Source organism: Acidovorax sp. sic0104, from assembly GCF_019219095.1.
GTDB lineage: Bacteria > Pseudomonadota > Gammaproteobacteria > Burkholderiales > Burkholderiaceae_C > Acidovorax.
Window position 1 is genome coordinate 165,115 of sequence record NZ_JAHUWH010000003.1, and the last position, 16,568, is coordinate 181,682.

Below are 16,568 nucleotides of genomic sequence, written 5' to 3' on the forward strand. Positions count from 1 at the left end.
CGCCCTGCATTACGGCGCCCGGCCGCTCGTCCCGCACCGGGTAGCACGCACCCTCATGAATTCCTGGGGAGTTCACGTGCTGCCACGAAAATCCAGAGAGAGCCCAGACACTTCAAAACTCTCCTTTTGATAGCAAATAACGCTTATCCATGAAGCGCCAGGAGCGAATTCAAGCGGAGCATCGCCGTCATTTCCCTTGATTCGGTCCAGAATCGGCACCCGTCTGGCACTGTGATTAAAATCAGTACCACGCCAGCCCACCCATCCGCCATGACGGTGCTGCCTTCCCATCTTTCTGACTCTCCACCCGCCATCGCCATCACCCGCTTTCACCGCACACGCCTGATGCAGATCTGGCGCTCGGCGGGTTGGCCATGCAAGGACGGGCTGGAGATCGACCTGCTGGCGGCCGGACTGATCACGCTGCGGGTGGCGCCTGACGGCTGCGAGACCCTGCGGCTCACCGATGAAGGCATCCGCACCCTGGCGCTCGCACGCCAGCGCAGCGTGCGGGCGCTGAGCACGCACGACCGGCTGGCGGCGAAGTTTGCAGAGCACCTGCTGGCGGCGGGGCGCATCGTATGGCGGGAGCTGTCGCTGCGCGCGGTGGTGGATGGGCCGGCCCCCACACCCGCACCCGATGCCGCCCTGCCTACCCCCCCCTTCGGCAACGGCAGGGGGAATGGCCGCAGCACCCCGCTGTGGAGCGAAGACCCCGACACGCCCGCAGCCCGCGCCGCCGCCAATGTGTGGCGCATGGCACGGCCCGATCTTTTCTCGGTGCGCAACACCTCGGTGCCGGCCTACCTGCAGCCCATGGTGCACGAGGTGAAGGCCAGTCGGGCCGACCTGCTGTCGGACCTGCGGCACGACGCCAAGCGCCAGGCGTACCAGTGGCTGTGCGAGGAGTGCTACTACGTGTTCCCTGCGGGCATTGCGGAGCCGCAAGAGATTCCGGAGCACTTCGGCATCTGGGTGCTGCACGGCAAGCTGGACGACGGTGAAAACAGCCGGTTCGAGCTGCTGCGGCCGGCGCGGCATGCCCGCTGCGCCCTGCCCTTTGCGGTGTGGATGGCGCTGTGCAAGGCCACGCCGATGCGCAGCGAGGCCGAGCTGGCGCAGGCCCACCTGGGCGAGCCGGGGGACGACGCGGCCGGGCCGCCCGCCACGGGGCCTGCAGCGCGTGATCTGCCGCCAGACGGCAGCGCTCCACCCTGCGCCGAAGCCCCGCCATGACCTACACCGTGGCGGTGCGCGAGCTGTGCGAGTTCACCGCCAAGCAGGGCGACCTGGACCTGCGCTTCACCCCGGCGCCCACCGCGCTCGAGGGCATCGCCGGCCATGCCACCGTGGCCACGCGGCGGGGCGCGGGCTACCGCGCAGAGGTGGCGCTGGCGGGCCAGTACAAGACGTTGCGCGTGCGCGGCCGGGCCGATGGCGTGGACGCTGCGCAGCAGCGGCTCGATGAGGTCAAGACCTTCAAGGGCCGGCTGGACCGGCAGCCTGCGTCGCACCGCGCGCTGCACTGGGCTCAGGCACGCATCTACGGCTGGCTGCTGTGCCAGCAGGAGGGCTGGGGCCACGTCGACCTGGCGCTGGTGTACTTCGACATCGGCACGCAGAAGGAAACCGTGTTCACCGAGCGCCACAGCGCGGCCGACCTGCAGCAGCATTTCGGGGTGCAGTGCGAGCGGTTCCTGGCCTGGGCCGAGGCTCAGGTGGCGCACCGTGCGGCGCGCGACGCAGCGCTCTCGGCGCTGGCGTTTCCGTTTGGCACCTTCCGCGCAGGGCAGCGCCCGCTGGCCGAGGCGGTGTACAAGGCCGCTGCATCAGGCCGCTGCCTGCTGGCGCAGGCACCCACGGGCATCGGCAAGACCATGGGCACGCTGTTCCCGCTGCTCAAGGCCATGCCGGGGCAGCAGATCGACAAGGTGTTCTTTCTGGCGGCCAAGACATCCGGGCGGCAGATGGCGCTGGATGCCCTGCACCGCCTGGCCCGCAGCCCATCCGCCGACGCCCCCGCGCCGCCGCTGCGCGTGCTGGAGCTGGTGGCGCGCGACAAGGCCTGCGAGCACCCCGACAAGGCCTGCCATGGCGAGTCGTGCCCGCTGGCGCAGGGCTTCTACGACCGGCTGCCAGCCGCCCGCGCTGCAGCCGTGGCGACAACCACCGACGAAGTCATTGCGGCCCCCGCCCCGTTGCTGCTGCAGGCCCGCGTGCGCGAGGTGGCGCTGGCCCACCAGGTGTGTCCGTACTACCTCAGCCAGGAGCTGGCCCGCTGGGCCGATGTGGTGGTAGGCGACTACAACTACTACTTCGACCTGGGCGGCCTGCTGCACGGCCTGGCGCAGGCCAACCAGTGGCGTGCGGCGCTGCTGGTGGACGAAGCCCACAACCTGGTCGAGCGCGGCCGCAAGATGTACACCGCCGAGCTGCGCCCTGACAGCCTGGCGCTGGCCCGCCAGTCAGCTGCTGCCGCGCGCCACCCCGCCGTGAAGAAGGCGCTGGACAAGGTGCGCCGCTGCTGGGTGGCGCTGGACAAGGAACAGAGCGCAGCCGGCGCCGCCTACGCTGTGTACCAGGCCTTTCCCGAAAAGCTGCTGGCCGCGCTTCAGCAGTGCGGCAGTACCCTGTCGGACCACTTTGCCGACCACCCCGCCGAGCCCGATGCGGCGCTGCAGGCCTTCTACTTCGATGCGCTGCACCTGGTGCGCATGGCCGAGTTGCTGGACACGCATTCGCTGGTGGACGTTACCCAAGCCACGCGACCCACCCAAACCACACGGTTCGCGCCACATATGGACGGCAAGGCCGCAGCGCCGGGCAGCTCCACGCTGTGCATCCGCAATGTGGTGCCCGCGCGCTTCCTGCAGCCGCGCCTGCAGGCCGCGCACACCAGCACGCTGTTCTCGGCCACGCTGCAGCCCGCGCGCTACTACGGCGACCTGCTGGGCCTGCCCGACCAGCATGTGTGGGTGGATGTGGAGTCGCCTTTCGACAGCACGCAACTGCAGGTGCAGGTGGCGCGCCACATCTCCACGCGCTACCCGGACCGCCACGCGTCGCTGGCACCCATTGCCGATCTGATGGCGCGGCAGTTCACCGAGCGGCCGGGCAACTACCTGGCGTTCTTCAGCAGCTACGAGTACCTGCAGCAGGTGGCCGATGTGTTCGAGCGCAACCACCCCGGCCTGCCGCACTGGCGCCAGTCGCGCCGCATGCTGGAGGCCGAGCAGCGGCAGTTTCTGGGCCGTTTCACAGACACCAGCGAAGGCATTGCCTTCGCGGTGCTGGGCGGCGCGTTTGCGGAAGGCATCGACCTGCCGGGACGCCGGCTGATCGGCGCCTTCCTGGCCACGCTGGGCCTGCCGCAGGTCAACCCGGTCAACGAGCAGATCCGCCAGCGCATGCAGGCGCTGTTTGGCGACGGGTATGACTACACCTACCTGTTCCCCGGCCTGCAGAAAGTGGTGCAGGCGGCGGGCCGCGTGATCCGCACGCCCAGCGACGAGGGCGTGGTGCACCTGATGGACGACCGGTTCGGGCGGGCCGAGGTGCGGACGTTGCTGCCGACGTGGTGGAAACTCGGATAAAAAAGGCCGGTCACGCAGGGCGACCGGCCTTGTCAAGGCTGCCGAGGCAGCATACAGAGAGTCAATCTTCAGGTCAGGTGGCGGCGGGTGCCGCCACTTCCAGTTCCTTGGCACGGCCGCGCTGGCGGAAGAAGCTGAACGTCTGCCACGCGATGAACGCGGTGATCAGCCCGATGAGCGTGCCGCTGATGGGCCGGTTAATGAACACGTCGAAGCTGCCGCGCGACAGCAGCATGGAGCGGCGGAAGTTCTCCTCCAGCATGGGGCCGAGGATGAAGCCCAGCATCAACGGCGACGGGTCCATCTCGAGCCGCATGAACAGATAGCCCAGCGCGCCGAAGGCCACGGTGATGAACACGTCGTCCAGGTTGTTGTTGATGCTGTAGGTGCCGATGCAGCAGAAGAACAGGATGGCCGGGAACAGCACGTTGTACGGGATCTTGAACACCGACAGCCAGTAGCGCACCAGCGGCACGTTCAGGATTAGCAGGAAGCAGTTGCCGATCCACATGCTGGCCACCAGGCCCCAGAACAGCTCGGGGTGGCCCGCGATCATGTTGGGGCCGGGCTGGATGCCCTTGATGATGAACGCGGCCATCATCAACGCCATGACGGCATTCTCGGGGATGCCGATGCTCATCAGCGGGATGAAGCTGGTGCGCGCGGCGGCCTCGTCGGCGGCGGCCTGGCCTGCCACACCCTCGATGGAGCCGTTGCCGATCTCGTGCTTGTACTTGCTGACCTTCTTGTCCAGTGCATAGGCCGCGAACTGGGCGATCACCGGCCCGCCGCCGGGCAGGATGCCCAGGATGGAGCCCACCACGCTGCCCCGCAGCGCGCTGGGAATGATGCGCTTGAACTCGGGCCAGGTGGGGATGAGCTTGATGGTGCCGTTGAAGGGCGAGCGCTCTTCACGCGCATCCAGGTTCTTGGTGATCTCGGCGATGCCGAAGCACCCGAGCGCAATGCTAACAATGCCCACGCCGTCGGCCAGGAAAGGCATGTCCAGCGTGAAGCGGGCCGTGCCGCTGTTCACGTCCGTACCGATCGAGCCCAGCAGCACACCCACCATGCACATGGCCAGGCCGTTGAGCAGGCTGCCGGTGGTCACGAAGCTCACGCACACGAAGCCCACCAGCATCAGCGCGCAGTAGTCCGCCGGGCCGAACAGGAAGGCCACCTCGCCCAGGCTGGGCGCGAGAAAGGTCAGCACGACGATGGCCACGGTGCCGCCGATGAAGCTGGAGACCCCGGCAGTGAACAGAGCCAGGCCAGTCTTGCCCTTCAGGGTGAGCTGGTATCCGTCGATACACGCCACGATGGAGCTGGCGTGCGGGATCTTCATGGTGATGGCGCTCACGCTGTCGCCATACTGCGCCCCGTAGTAGATGCCGGCCAGCATGATGAGAGCGCCGGTGGTGTCGATCGAGTATGTCAGGGGCAGCAGCAGGCTGATGGTGGCCAGCGGGCCGAGGCCGGGCAGCAGGCCCACCAGGGTGCCCACGGTGCAGCCCAGGGCGCAGAACATCAGGTTCTGCAGCGTGAGCGCATGGCTGAAGCCGAACACGAGGTTGTTGAGGACTTCCATGGCGATGGCCTCAGAACAGCGGCAGGTTGACGCCCAGAAGCTTCTGGAACATGAAGGCGATGCCCACCAGCACCGCCGCGATCTTGCAGTTGCGCGCCACCGAGTACGACGTGCCCGCGAAGCCCGAGCAGAACACCAGGAAAATGATGCCCGCGATCATGTTCACGAAGTGCGACAGCGCCGCGAAGCCGCACAGGCTGGCAAGGATGATGGCGATGTTGCGCACCTGGAAGTTCAGCGGCACGGGCGCCACCATGCGCGAGCGCACCACGGTGATCGCGCCGATGGCGAAGAGCATGCAGCTGACGATGAACGGGAACAGCCCCGGCCCGGCGTGGCTGAGCTTGCCGAGCGAGTAGCCCACCGACGGCAGGCCGAAGCCCAGCGCCAGCGCCATGAGGACGATGCCCCGGGCTAAGTTGCGGTTGACCATGGAATGTTGTCTCCAGAAAGGCTTTGAGGGGACACTCCAGCGGGCCGGCCTGCGCCGGTGGCTGGGGTATGCTGACAGCGCGACTATTCCCACCGAACCTGATCGCTGGCTGATCTGGGCCATGCGTAATTCCACGTAGAAATCCGAACCCAACATGCGCCTCCTTTTGGTGGAAGACGACCCGGTGCTCAGTCGCACCATGGCCCGCGGTCTTGAAAACGCAGGCCACCGCGTCGAGCTGGCCCACACCGTCGAAGAAGCCCAGCACTGGTGGGCGGTGCAGGCGTTCGATGCCGTGCTGCTGGACCTGAACCTGCCCCACGCGGCGCACGCCCGCAGCGGCCTGGGCAGCGGCCTCACCGCCCTGCGCACCGCCCGGGCCCGGGGCGACCGCACGCCCGTGCTGGTGCTCAGCGCGCGCGACAGCACCGAGGAGCGCATCGCGGGCCTGGACGCGGGTGCCGATGACTACCTGGGCAAGCCGTATGAGCTGACCGAGGTCGAGGCCCGCCTGCGCGCGCTGCTGCGGCGCGCCAGCGGCACGGCCGACCTGGTGACCGTGGGCCGCCTGGCGCTGGACAGGCAGGCGCGCCGCGTCAGCGTGGCAGGCCAGCCGCTGGAGCTGGCCGCGCGCGAATTCGATCTGCTGTGGGAGCTCATGACCCCGCCCGGCCGCGTGCTGAGCAAGGGCGACCTCTCCTCGCGTTTGTCGGATGCGGGCGAGGTGCTGGGCGAAAACGCGCTGGAGGCCTCGTTCTCGCGCCTGCGCCGCAAGATCGCGGGCAGCGGCGCTGGCATCCGCACGCTGCGCGGGCTGGGCTACGTGCTGGAGGAAGAATGAGGCATCGCCCCTCTGGGGCCCTGCGGGCCTTCCCCCCGCCCGCGTCGCGCCGGTCTCATGCATTGCAGGTGGTGCGCGGTGCCAAGCCCCACTGAAACGGCGGCGGGTCGCCCGCGCCCCGCACTGCGCGAGCGCATCGGGCGCCATGTGCTGCTGTCGCTGGTGCTGATCTGGGGGCTGGGCAGCACCGTGGTGCTGGGGGTGGGCAACCATTTCGTGGCCGAGGCCTTTGACCGCGCATTGCTGGACGATGCCCACGCACTGGCAGCGCATGTGCGCGGCGGCGACGCGGCACCCGGTGCTGCACCGCTGCAGCTGGACCTCACACAGCGCGAGGTGGGGCTGCTGCGCTTCGACCAGAGCGAGACCGTGTGGTTCGCGGTGTACGGCGACGGCGGTGCGCTGGTGGCGGGCGAGGCGGACCTGGCCCCCGACGGCGTCCCGGCGGGCAGCACGCACACCTTCTCGCAGTTGCAACGCGACGGCCGGGAGCTACGGCGCGTGAGCCTGCGCATCGACGGGCCGCAGCCCTTCACCGTGGTGATGGCGCAGACCACCGCCGAGCGCACGCAGCTGCTGCGCCGGCTGCTGGTGTATTCAGGCCTGGCGCAGCTGTGGCTTCTGGTGGCGCTGGGGTCGTGGCTGCTGCGCGGCATCGAACGCGACCTCAAGCCGCTGAGCGACCTGCAGGACGCCGTGGACCGCCGCGACGCCGCCGACCTGCGGCCGCTGCCCGCCGCCCTCACGCACGATGCCGCCACGCGCGACGTGCAGCGCCTGGGCGAGGCGCTCGACGGCCTGCTGGCACGGGTGCAGCAGAGCCTGCACGCCCAGCGCGAATTTGCGGGCAACGTCGCGCACGAGCTGCGCACGCCACTGGCCGGCATACGCACCCAGGCAACCCATGCGCTGGGGCATGCCGACCCGGCCGTGTGGCGCACCGAACTGGAGGGCATTGCGCAGGCCGAACAGCGCGCCAGCCGCACGGTGGACCAGCTGCTCGCGCTGGCGCGCGCCACCGAAGGCGGCATCGCTCTCACCCTGCAGCCCCTGGCGCTGGACGCCGCGGTGCGCGACACCCTGCTGCGCTTTCTGCCGCGCGCGGACGCGCTGGGCGTGGACCTGGGCGCCGAAGGGCTGGAGCACGCGGTGCACGTGCAGGCCAACCTGGCGCTGGTCGAGGGCATCCTGAACAACCTGCTGGACAACGCCCTGCGCTATGGGCGCGGCAACCCTGCGCGCATCACGGTCGCCCTGCGCGCCGATGCCACGCATGCCGTGCTGTGCGTGTCCGACAACGGCCCCGGTGTGGGTCCCGACCTGGCCGGCCGGTTGCAGCAGCGCTGGGCTCAGGGTGCGCCCGGCCTGCTGCTCGGCCAGGGCGCGGGGCTGGGCCTGTCGATCGTGGCGCGATATGCGCAGCTGATGGGCGGTAGGCTGACGCTGGACGACGCACAGGCGGGCACCCTGCGTGACCCTGGTGGTGCCGTTGGCTCGGGCCTGGCCGCCAGCGTCTGGCTGCCGCTGGCCCCGCCTTCGCCACCCCCGCACGGCCGCGCCGGACCACAGGCTTGACGCACATCAAGACGCAGCCCGGCTGCAACGCCACAATGGGACGGTGCAAAAGCCTCCGACCCTACCCCTGCGCTCCCCTTTCATGACTGCCCACCGCCTGCAGCGCGCCGGGCTCTGCCTTGCCGTGATGGCTGCGGCGTTGGTGCTGCAGGCCTGCGACAGAACCGCCGGCAACGCTGGCACCACCCAGCCTGTGCCTGCGGGCTCCAGCGCGGCCGAGGCGGAATTCGACACCCTGGTGGCAGCCTGCACCCGGTCGCTGGCAGCTCGGGTGCCATTGGTACAGGAAAGCAGCCCCGGTGAGACAGGCAGCCCGCGCCAATGGACCCAGACCGGCTACAGCCCCGCGCAGGTGCAGCGCGAGGTCACCCGCACCGATTCGCCCATTACGCCGTACGTGGGCAAGATCGTGGTCAAGGACAACGTGGCCCAGGCCAGTGCCGGATCGCAGACCGAGGCAAGCGCCATCACATTGACACCCGCGCACCTGCGTTCGAACCGCACCCACACTTTCATCTACAGTTTCGACGGACAGAAGTGGCGCTGGAACAATGGCCTGCGGCTGACCAAGGTGCCTTCGCAGAACGATGAGAGCACGCCGTTGGCGCTGGCCGATGTGGCGGCAGACAAAGGCCTGGCGGGTTGCCTGCCGCGCTGATGCAGCGCGACTCGGTGGGCACCCCTTCATCAGGCACTGAAGACACGGGAAAATGCTACCAAAACTATAGCTATTTGCGCAATACAGATAAGCGTCGACGGCACTTTCATCGGTATTTCAAGCCCTTCACGCGGTGACCGCATCTTCGGCGCAGGCTGCACGGGCCGCAGCGGGTGCCACGGCCAGCGCGGCACGGCGGCGCACCGTGTGGCGGTTCTCCGGCACCGGCAGACCCAGGTTGCCGCGCAGGGTGTCATCCGCATACTCGGTGCGCAGCAGACCACGCGCCTGAAGCACCGGCACGGCCAGCTCGACAAAGGCCTTGAGCGAGGTGTTGGGCAGCGCCTCGAAGAAGTTGAATCCATCGGCTGCGCCGCCCTCGAACCAGCGCTGGATTTCGTCGGCGACCTGCTCCGCCGTTCCGACGAAGGTGCGCTTGGGCCGGGCATGCCACAGCGCCACCTCGCGCAGCGTCAGCTGGTGCTCCCTGGCGTGCTGCTTGATACGGTCGCTCGCGCTTTGCTGGCTGTTGCGGCCCAGGTCGCCCAGGTCCGGGAAGGGTTCGTCCAGCGGGTACTGCGAGAAGTCGTGGTCGCTGAACGGGCGCGCCAGTGCGGCGATGGCGTTCTCGATGGGCACGAGCCCAGCCAGCTCTTCGTAGCGCTGCTCCGCCTCCTGCTCCGTGCGGCCGACGATGGGCCGAAAGCCAGGCAGCAGAAACACCCCGTCGGGGTTGCGCCCCTCGGCCCGTACGCGGCCCTTCACGTCCCGGTAGTAGGCCTGTGCTTCCTCGAAGGTATCGGCGTGAAAGAAGATGGCGTCGGCCCGCTGCGCCGCAAACGCCTTGCCGTCGTGCGAGGCGCCCGCCTGAAAGATCACGGGCTGGCCCTGGCGCGAACGGGCGATGTTGAGCGGCCCTTCCACCGCAAAGAACTCGCCCTGGTGGTCCAGCTTGTGCAGCTTGCCGTCGTCGAAGAACTGGCCGGTGGACTTGTCGTGCACCAGGGCATCGTCCTCCCACGAGTCCCACAGGCCCTGCACCACGTCCAGGTGCTCGCCCGCCAGGCGGTAGCGCACATCGTGGGCATAGTGCTCCTGGCGGCTGTAGTTGCGGGCGCTGCCGTCCAGCCAGGACGTGACCACATTCCAGCCCGCGCGCCCGCCGCTGATGTGGTCGAGCGAGGCGAACTGCCGCGCCACGGTGAATGGCTCGCTATAGCTGGCCGTGAGCGTGGCCACCAGGCCGATGTGCGACGTGGCGGCCGCCAGCGCCGACAGGATGGTGATGGGCTCGAAACGGTTGAGGTAGTGGGGGCTGGAGCGCGGCGTGATGTGCACGCTGTCGGCCACGAACAGGAACGTGAACCGCGCCTGCTCGGCCAGCTGCGCCTGCGCCTTGTAGAACGCGAAATTGGTGCTGGCGTCGGTCACGGCATCCGGGTGGCGCCAGTCGCCCCAGCCGGCCCCCACGCCGTGCAGCACCAGGCCGAGTTGAAGGGTGCGCGGCGCGCGTGGCGCCGATGTGGCGGGTGCGGAAGATGAGGTCATGGTGGTCCCGAAGCAGAGGCCCGAAGGCAGGTCACAAACCCCTCAGCGTAGAAACCTCGGCCCGCCGCGCCAACGAAGAAATTCAGATATCGGTATGCCCCGCCGCATCGCCCCCGCCCTGCCCCAGGCCGTGAGCGCTTTGCTGCACCGCCTTCTGCACCGCGTCGCGGGTCAGCGTGGGCACGAAGCTCTCGATGAAGTGGTAGGCATAGCCCCGCAGCCAGGCCCCCCGCCGCAGCCCCAGGCGCGTGAGGTTCACCTCGAACAGATGGCCCGCGTCGATCAGGCGCAGGTGGCGGTCGCGCTCGGCATCCACCGCGATGGACGCGACGATGCCCACGCCCATGCCCAGCTCCACGTAGGTTTTGATCACGTCGGCGTCCATGGCGGTGAGCACGATGTCGGGCGCGATGCCCTCGCGCGCAAAGGCCTCGTCGATGTGCGCGCGGCCGGTGTAGCCCAGTTCGTACGTGATGATGGGGTGCCCGGCCAGTTGCTCCAACGTCACGGGCCCGTCCAGGTCCAACAGAGGGTGGCCCGGCGGCACCACGATGCTGTGCGTCCAGCGGTAGCACGGCAGCGTGACCAGCCCGTCGTAGCCCGCCAGCGCCTCGGTGGCCACGCCGATGTCGGCCTCGCCGGACATCAGCATTTCCGCCACCTGGCGGGGCGAGCCCTGGTGCAGGTGCAGCGACACCTGCGGGAACATCGCCCGGAAGTCGCGCACCACCTGGGGCAGGGCATAGCGCGCCTGCGAGTGCGTGGCCGCCACCGACAGGCGCCCTTGTGCGCTGGCGCTGAAGTCCTGGCCGGCACGCCTGAGGTTGTCGGCTTCGAGCAGCAGCCGCTCCACCGTGGGCAGCAGCGCCTCGCCCGGCGGCGTGAGGCCGGTAAGGCGCTTGCCGGCGCGCACGAAGATCTCGACACCCAGCTCCTCCTCCAGCTCGCGGATCTGGCGGCTGACGCCCGGCTGCGAGGTGTGCAGCATGTTGGCCACCTCGGTCAGGTTGAAGCCCCGGCGGACGGCTTCGCGCACGGAGCGCAGTTGCTGGAAGTTCATGGCCAGCCTCTGGGAGTGGGAGATGCAGGTGCGTGTAAGGCGTGGATAGCCAGGCTGGGTATAGGGTGGGCAAAGAGGGTCACAGACAGATGGCGCGGTTTAATAACCCATCAATCTTAAAATATCAAATTTAAAACAATAAACAATATATAGACATAACTTTCCGACCAAAATGTCTGTGGTGAGTGCGGCTTTTGCCGCCCCGGCTCGAAGCCAGCGTCAGCGCACTGTGGCGCGCCGCAGCCACAGCATCACGAACACTGCGCCCAGGCCGGCAGTGACGATGCCCACGGGCAACTCCTGCGCCCCCAGCGCCGTACGGGCCAGCAGGTCGCTGACCAGCAGCAACGCTGCGCCCAGCAAGGCCGCGAACGGAACGAACGCGGCGTGCAGCGGCCCCATGAAACGCCGCGCCAGGTGCGGCACCATCAGGCCGACGAAACCGATCACCCCCGTCAGCGCCACGCAGCAAGCGGCCGCCACCGCCGAGACCACGAAGACCTGCACCCGCAGGCGCTCCGGTGCCAGGCCCAGACTGTGCGCCGTGTCATCGCCCGCCAGCAGGGCATCGAGCGCGCGATGCCGCCGGGCCACGAAGACCGCCACCACCAGCATGCCGGCGAGCGCAAGCCACAGGTTGTCCCAGCGGGCCAGACCCAGGCCCCCCATCGACCAGAACACCACGGCATGCGCCGCGCGCTGATCGCCTGCAAACACCATGGCATGCGTGACCGCGCCAAAGAGAAACGACACCGACAGGCCCGCCAGCACAGTCTGCGCAGGCCCCTGCCCCACGGTGCGGCGCACCAGCAGCAGCACGGCCGCCGCAGCCACCATGGCCCCGGCGAAACTCGCCAGCGGCAGCGTCCACGGGCCAAGCGAGTCGCCTGCCCAGGCCAGCACCGCCACCGCGCCCACCGATGCGCCCGACGACAGGCCGAACAGGAATGGGTCAGCCAGGTCGTTGCGCGTGGCTGTCTGCAGCAAGCCGCCCACCATGGCGAGCGTGGCGCCCACCAGCAAGGCCAGCAGCACGCGCGGCAGGCGCAGGTCGCGGACGATGGCCTGGGCCATGTCGGCTGTTGGCGCGCCGCCCCATGGGAGTGCCAGCGCGGCCACGGCCTCGTGCCATGCGACAGGGGTGCTGCCCATCGTCAGCGCCAACACGGCCAGCGCCAACAGCGCGGCCACGGCGACCAGCGGCAGCATCCAGCGCGGCAGCGTCATGGCACGGCCCGCAGTGCGCGGGCGATCTTCTCGATGGCGCCGATGTTGGCCGGACCGGGCGTGAGCTCTGCATAGCGCAGCAGGATGAATCGGCTGTTGCGCACCGCGTCGGTGAGCCGCATCGCGGGGTGCGCCCGCAAGACCTGCTGCAGGTGCTCCGGACCCTGGCCGTTCTGGTAGTCCAGCAGCACGATGAACTGCGGGTTGGTGGCGGCCACCGCCTCCCAGGATGCGGTGCCCCAGCTCATGGGCAGGCCGTCCATCACGTTGCGGCCGCCCGCGGCATCGATCAGCGCGGTAGGCATGGCGGCGCGCCCGGCAGTGAAGGGCTTGTCTTCGCCGCTGTCGTAGACGAACACGCGCGGCGCGGCCGGCAACGCGGGCTGTGCAGCGGCCCGCACACGCGCCTGCCATTGCGACACCAGACGCTCGGCGGCATCGCGGCGGCCGAACACGGCACCCAGGCGCAGCATGTCGCCGTAGAGCAGGTCCAGGGTGGCGCGGGGCTTGTCGCGCAGCGCGTGCGAGCAGCTTTCGGTGAGCACCAGGGTCTTGATGCCGTGGCGCGCCAGCGTGGCGGGCGTGACCTCGCCCCCGGGCTGCATGCCGTAGTACCAGCCAGCAAAGAAAAGATCGGGCCGGGCAGCGAGCAGGTTTTCGAGCGTGGGGTACTTGGGCGCAAGCTCGGGCACGCCGCCCAAGGTCTCGCGCAGCGATGCATCGGACTTGTACCAGCCGGTGATGCCCGTCACGCCCACCAGTTGCGGGCGCAGGCCCAGGGCCAGCGCCATCTCGGTCATGTTGAGGTCGTGCACCACCAGGCGCTGCGGCGGGGCATCAAAGCGCAGCGTTTCACCGCAGTTGGCCACCGTGACCGGGAATCCCGCCACAGCGCCAGCCCCAGCGGCCGGCCCCCCGCACGCAAGGAACAGCGACAGGGTCAAAGAAAGAATCCGCAGCAGCGCCATCGTCATTACCTTCATGCGGCCTCCCTCTCGAACGACCACAGCGTGCCACCATGCCGTGGGTGCCGCGTGTGCACCAGCTCCATGCCGAACACATCGGACACGCGCTGCGCGCTCAGCGCCTCGCCCGGCGGGCCGTCGGCCACCAGGCGGCCGGCCTGCAGCATCCACACCCGGTCGGCGAAGGACGGCACCAGGCCCAGTTCGTGCAGCGCCGCCACCACGGTAATGCCCAGGCCGCGCACCAGCGCCAGCAGGTCGGCGCGTGCGGACAGGTCGAGGTGGTTGGTGGGTTCGTCCAGCAGCAGCAGCGCGGGCTCCTGCGCCAGCGCCCGGGCCAGGTGCGCGCGCTGGCGCTCGCCGCCCGACAGGGTGGCCAGCCTGCGCGCGGCCAGAGCGTCGGTACGGCAGGTGTGAAGCGCGGCGTCCACCAGGCGGGCATGTTCATGACGCCCCACGCGGTGCTGGTGCGGCAGTCGGCCCATCGCCACATAGTCGCGCACTCTCAGGCCCAGGCCCACCGTGTCGGCCTGGGCCAGCACGGCGATGTGTCGCGCCCGCTCTGGCGCAGGCCAACCAGACAGGTCGTGCCCTTGCACGCGCACCCGGCCCGCCGTGGGCGCCAGGCGCGCGCACAGCAGCTTGAGCAGGGTGCTTTTGCCGGCACCGTTGGGGCCCACCAGGGCCACGCATTCGCCGAGTGAAACGCTGGCGTCGATGGGCGCGAGCAGATCGCAGCCATCCGCCGCGCGGAACGCGGCGCCCTCCAGTTGCAGCACGGGGGTGGGCAAGCTCATGACGACCTCGGAGCGCTCAGAGCGTCCAGCGCAGGGCCAGCTCGACGCTGCGCGGCGCGCCCAGCAGGATCTGGTCCGGGTAGAACGGGTCCGACCAGGCCGCATACACCTTGTTGGCCAGGTTGCGCCCGCGCAGCGTGAACTGCACGCCGCGCGCCACGTCCACCGTCAGAGCGGCATCCAGCGCGGTATAGGCGGCCAGCCGCACGGTGTTGGCGTCGCTGTGAAAGCGCTCGCCCACATGCCGCACCGAGGCCGACAGCTGCATCGGCACGCCCGCGACGAAGCGGTAGCCCACGCCGGCATTGGCCACCACGCGCGGCGCGTTCGGTGGCGTGTTGCCCGACAGCGACCCGCCGCCAGCCAACGCGTAGTCCTGGTAGCGCGCCCGGTTGAGCGCCAGGTTGCCCCACACGCTCCACTGCGCATCGGGCCGCAGCGCGACCGAGGCCTCGGCACCGCGCGACTGCAGGGCGCCGGCCCGCGCCAGCGTCTGGCCACCCTGCCCCGCGTACACGTTGCGCCGTTTGGTGTCGTACAGCGCGAAGGTCCACTCGCCACGGTCCTGCCAGAAGCCCTGCTTCACGCCTACCTCGGCGTTGCGGGTGCGGGTGAGGTCCAGCGGCTGCGTGCCGCTGAGCAGGAAGATGTTGTTGGCCGCCACATCGGCGCCCGTGCCGTACTGGCCGTACACGGTGGTCCCCGCCGCAGCCTCCCAGGTGAAGCCCACACGCCCGGTGGTGGGGTGCCAGGTCTTGTCGAACGGGAAACCGTTGCGCTGCACGCCCTGGGCGTTGGCGGAGGTGCGCGACAGCTCGATGGACTCGTGCCGTACGCCGCCAATCAGCGCCACGGTGGGCGTGAGCTTGAGGCGGTCTTCCAGCGCCAGCACGGTGTTGCGGATGCCGGTGGTCTGCCGCTGCTGCGTGAGCGGGCCGTAGGTGCCGCGCGCAGGGTTCACCAGACTCACGCTGTCGCCGGGGAAGTTGGCCGCACCGGGGCGGATGAAGTCGAGGTCGCTGTACTCGAACGCCGCCACCAGGCGGTTGTCGCGGCCCGCCACCTGGCTGTCCCACTGCAGCTCGGTCTTGTTGCCCACCGAGGTCTGGTCGTGCGCGAGGAAGAATCGCTCGCGGTCCACCAGGCCCGTGGTGGCGTTGAACGCGGCGATCTCGTTGTTGAACCAGGTGCGGTCGGCGGTGTAGCGGTAGAACTGGGTGCGCAGCGTGAAGGCGCTGTCGATGCGCCAGGCGGCGCCCGCGCGTAGCCAGGTCTCGCGGGCCTCGTTGCGGTTGTCCTGCACGTTGTAGTTGGTGCGCAGCGTGCGGCGGTCGATGGCCACCGGGCCCAGGTTGGTGCCGTTGTAGTTGGAGGTATAGGTGCCCGACACCACACCGCCCACCGGCTGGATGCCCGGGGCATCGGCCGACACCAGCGGCGTGCCCCAGTAGCTGCTGCCGTTGTCGCGCTTGGCCTCGCCGGCCACGAAGAGCTTGACGCCCGGCGCCACGTGCCAGTCGAGCCCGCCCGAGATGTGGCGGTTGCGCTGGCCGGTGTCGTGGACGAAGCCGTCGCTGTTCGAGCCGCTCACGTCGATGCGGTAGTCCAGGTCCTTCCAGGCCGTGGTGCCGCCCGAGCCGAAGGCCACGCGCCGCTCGCCGAACGAGCCGACCGCGCCGGTCACTTCGCTCTGCACCGCGCCGCGGTGCGGCGCGCGGGTGACGAAGTTGACGGCGCCGCCCACGGCGCCCTCGCCCGACATCAGCGATGCCGCGCCCTTCAAGAACTCGATGCGCTCCAGGTTGGCCGCGTCCATCACGCGCGATGTCATGTTGGGCGGGCCGATCTTGATGCCGTTGTACAGCGTGTTGATCTGGCTGTTGGCAAAGCCGCGCATCGAGAACGCGCTGGGCTCTGCCGGAAAGTCCCCGGCCGTCACCCCGACTGCGGCCTGTGCGGCTTCGGTCACCGTGCGCAGGCCGCGCTCGGCCAGCACCTCGCGCGGCACCATGTCGATGGACGCAGGTGTCTCGCGCACCGTGAGGCCCAGGCGCGATGCGCTGTCGGTGCGCTGATCGAGCAGTGGGCCGGGCGTGGCGGATTCCTTCACGACGACATCGGGCAAGGTGCCTGCGGTCTGGGCATGCAAAGGGAAAGCAGCGGCCAAGGCCAACGGCAGCGCGGCCATCCGCAGGGGATGAAATGAGTGGCTCATACGATGATGGAAAACAGATAGGCCCGGCGCCGGCCTCCCGCCAGCGCTTGAGCGTCACGGCAGCGCTC

Annotated in this window: 13 protein-coding genes; 5 read left to right on the forward strand and 8 right to left on the reverse strand. The window is 69.3% G+C overall.

Features of this window, described 5'->3' with window-relative positions:
• The first annotated feature begins 270 nt into the window (after positions 1-270).
• Positions 271-1,236, forward strand: coding sequence for a hypothetical protein (locus KW835_RS07220; protein ID WP_255593356.1), 966 nt, complete (start codon positions 271-273; stop codon positions 1,234-1,236).
• Positions 1,233-3,593: an ATP-dependent DNA helicase gene (locus tag KW835_RS07225; protein WP_218381680.1), complete on the forward strand. Its 2,361-nt coding sequence runs from the start codon at positions 1,233-1,235 to the stop codon at positions 3,591-3,593. The genes KW835_RS07220 and KW835_RS07225 overlap by 4 nt, the downstream gene beginning before the upstream one ends.
• A 73-nt stretch (positions 3,594-3,666) precedes the next feature.
• Here the strand turns inward: KW835_RS07225 and KW835_RS07230 are convergent, their stop codons facing one another.
• Both KW835_RS07230 and KW835_RS07235 read right to left on the reverse strand, forming a co-directional pair.
• The gene (locus tag KW835_RS07230) at positions 3,667-5,181 is read right to left on the reverse strand and encodes a tripartite tricarboxylate transporter permease (protein WP_218381681.1); all 1,515 of its coding nucleotides are present in this window, start codon (positions 5,179-5,181) and stop codon (positions 3,667-3,669) included.
• Between the two features lie 10 nt (positions 5,182-5,191).
• Positions 5,192-5,614, reverse strand: a complete 423-nt coding sequence (locus KW835_RS07235; protein WP_218381682.1) for a tripartite tricarboxylate transporter TctB family protein — start codon at positions 5,612-5,614, stop codon at positions 5,192-5,194.
• 154 nt (positions 5,615-5,768) lie between these two features.
• On the opposite strand from KW835_RS07235, the gene KW835_RS07240 reads away from it, so the two are divergent.
• The 3 genes from KW835_RS07240 to KW835_RS07250 all read left to right on the forward strand — a co-directional run bounded on the left by KW835_RS07240 (position 5,769) and on the right by KW835_RS07250 (position 8,688).
• Complete coding sequence (locus KW835_RS07240; RefSeq protein WP_218381683.1) at positions 5,769-6,455, forward strand: response regulator transcription factor; 687 nt, start codon at positions 5,769-5,771, stop codon at positions 6,453-6,455.
• 57 nt (positions 6,456-6,512) lie between these two features.
• Entirely contained in the window at positions 6,513-8,030 is a 1,518-nt protein-coding gene (locus KW835_RS07245) for a sensor histidine kinase (protein WP_218381684.1), read from the forward strand.
• An 82-nt stretch (positions 8,031-8,112) separates the two neighbouring features.
• Positions 8,113-8,688 (forward strand): hypothetical protein, encoded by a 576-nt coding sequence (locus KW835_RS07250; RefSeq protein WP_255593357.1) that lies wholly within the window; start codon positions 8,113-8,115, stop codon positions 8,686-8,688.
• A gap of 126 nt (positions 8,689-8,814) precedes the next feature.
• Here the strand turns inward: KW835_RS07250 and KW835_RS07255 are convergent, their stop codons facing one another.
• The 6 genes from KW835_RS07255 to KW835_RS07280 all read right to left on the reverse strand — a co-directional run bounded on the left by KW835_RS07255 (position 8,815) and on the right by KW835_RS07280 (position 16,500).
• On the reverse strand, positions 8,815-10,236 hold the full coding sequence (locus tag KW835_RS07255; RefSeq protein WP_218381685.1) for an LLM class flavin-dependent oxidoreductase: 1,422 nt from the start codon (positions 10,234-10,236) through the stop codon (positions 8,815-8,817).
• An 82-nt stretch (positions 10,237-10,318) separates the two neighbouring features.
• Positions 10,319-11,296, reverse strand: coding sequence for a CysB family HTH-type transcriptional regulator (locus KW835_RS07260; protein WP_218381686.1), 978 nt, complete (start codon positions 11,294-11,296; stop codon positions 10,319-10,321).
• 219 nt (positions 11,297-11,515) lie between these two features.
• On the reverse strand, positions 11,516-12,523 hold the full coding sequence (locus tag KW835_RS07265) for an iron ABC transporter permease (RefSeq protein ID WP_218381687.1): 1,008 nt from the start codon (positions 12,521-12,523) through the stop codon (positions 11,516-11,518).
• Positions 12,520-13,506 (reverse strand): ABC transporter substrate-binding protein, encoded by a 987-nt coding sequence (locus tag KW835_RS07270; RefSeq protein ID WP_255593358.1) that lies wholly within the window; start codon positions 13,504-13,506, stop codon positions 12,520-12,522. The genes KW835_RS07265 and KW835_RS07270 overlap by 4 nt, the downstream gene beginning before the upstream one ends.
• Positions 13,503-14,285, reverse strand: coding sequence for an ABC transporter ATP-binding protein (locus KW835_RS07275; RefSeq protein WP_218381688.1), 783 nt, complete (start codon positions 14,283-14,285; stop codon positions 13,503-13,505). Before KW835_RS07275 ends, KW835_RS07270 begins: the two co-directional genes overlap by 4 nt.
• A gap of 16 nt (positions 14,286-14,301) precedes the next feature.
• The gene (locus KW835_RS07280) at positions 14,302-16,500 is read right to left on the reverse strand and encodes a TonB-dependent siderophore receptor (protein ID WP_218381689.1); all 2,199 of its coding nucleotides are present in this window, start codon (positions 16,498-16,500) and stop codon (positions 14,302-14,304) included.
• Between the last annotated feature and the right edge of the window lie 68 nt (positions 16,501-16,568).

Excerpts from the sequence above, each read along its gene's own strand:
- KW835_RS07220 (WP_255593356.1), top strand. The coding sequence starts at position 271 with ATGACGGTGCTGCCTTCCCATCTTTCTGACTCTCCACCCGCCATCGCC.
- KW835_RS07225 (WP_218381680.1), top strand. The coding sequence starts at position 1,233 with ATGACCTACACCGTGGCGGTGCGCGAGCTGTGCGAGTTCACCGCCAAG.
- KW835_RS07230 (WP_218381681.1), bottom strand. The coding sequence starts at position 5,181 with ATGGAAGTCCTCAACAACCTCGTGTTCGGCTTCAGCCATGCGCTCACG.
- KW835_RS07235 (WP_218381682.1), bottom strand. The coding sequence starts at position 5,614 with ATGGTCAACCGCAACTTAGCCCGGGGCATCGTCCTCATGGCGCTGGCG.
- KW835_RS07240 (WP_218381683.1), top strand. The coding sequence starts at position 5,769 with ATGCGCCTCCTTTTGGTGGAAGACGACCCGGTGCTCAGTCGCACCATG.
- KW835_RS07245 (WP_218381684.1), top strand. The coding sequence starts at position 6,513 with ATGCATTGCAGGTGGTGCGCGGTGCCAAGCCCCACTGAAACGGCGGCG.
- KW835_RS07250 (WP_255593357.1), top strand. The coding sequence starts at position 8,113 with ATGACTGCCCACCGCCTGCAGCGCGCCGGGCTCTGCCTTGCCGTGATG.
- KW835_RS07255 (WP_218381685.1), bottom strand. The coding sequence starts at position 10,236 with ATGACCTCATCTTCCGCACCCGCCACATCGGCGCCACGCGCGCCGCGC.
- KW835_RS07260 (WP_218381686.1), bottom strand. The coding sequence starts at position 11,296 with ATGAACTTCCAGCAACTGCGCTCCGTGCGCGAAGCCGTCCGCCGGGGC.
- KW835_RS07265 (WP_218381687.1), bottom strand. The coding sequence starts at position 12,523 with ATGACGCTGCCGCGCTGGATGCTGCCGCTGGTCGCCGTGGCCGCGCTG.
- KW835_RS07270 (WP_255593358.1), bottom strand. The coding sequence starts at position 13,506 with ATGAAGGTAATGACGATGGCGCTGCTGCGGATTCTTTCTTTGACCCTG.
- KW835_RS07275 (WP_218381688.1), bottom strand. The coding sequence starts at position 14,285 with ATGAGCTTGCCCACCCCCGTGCTGCAACTGGAGGGCGCCGCGTTCCGC.
- KW835_RS07280 (WP_218381689.1), bottom strand. The coding sequence starts at position 16,500 with ATGAGCCACTCATTTCATCCCCTGCGGATGGCCGCGCTGCCGTTGGCC.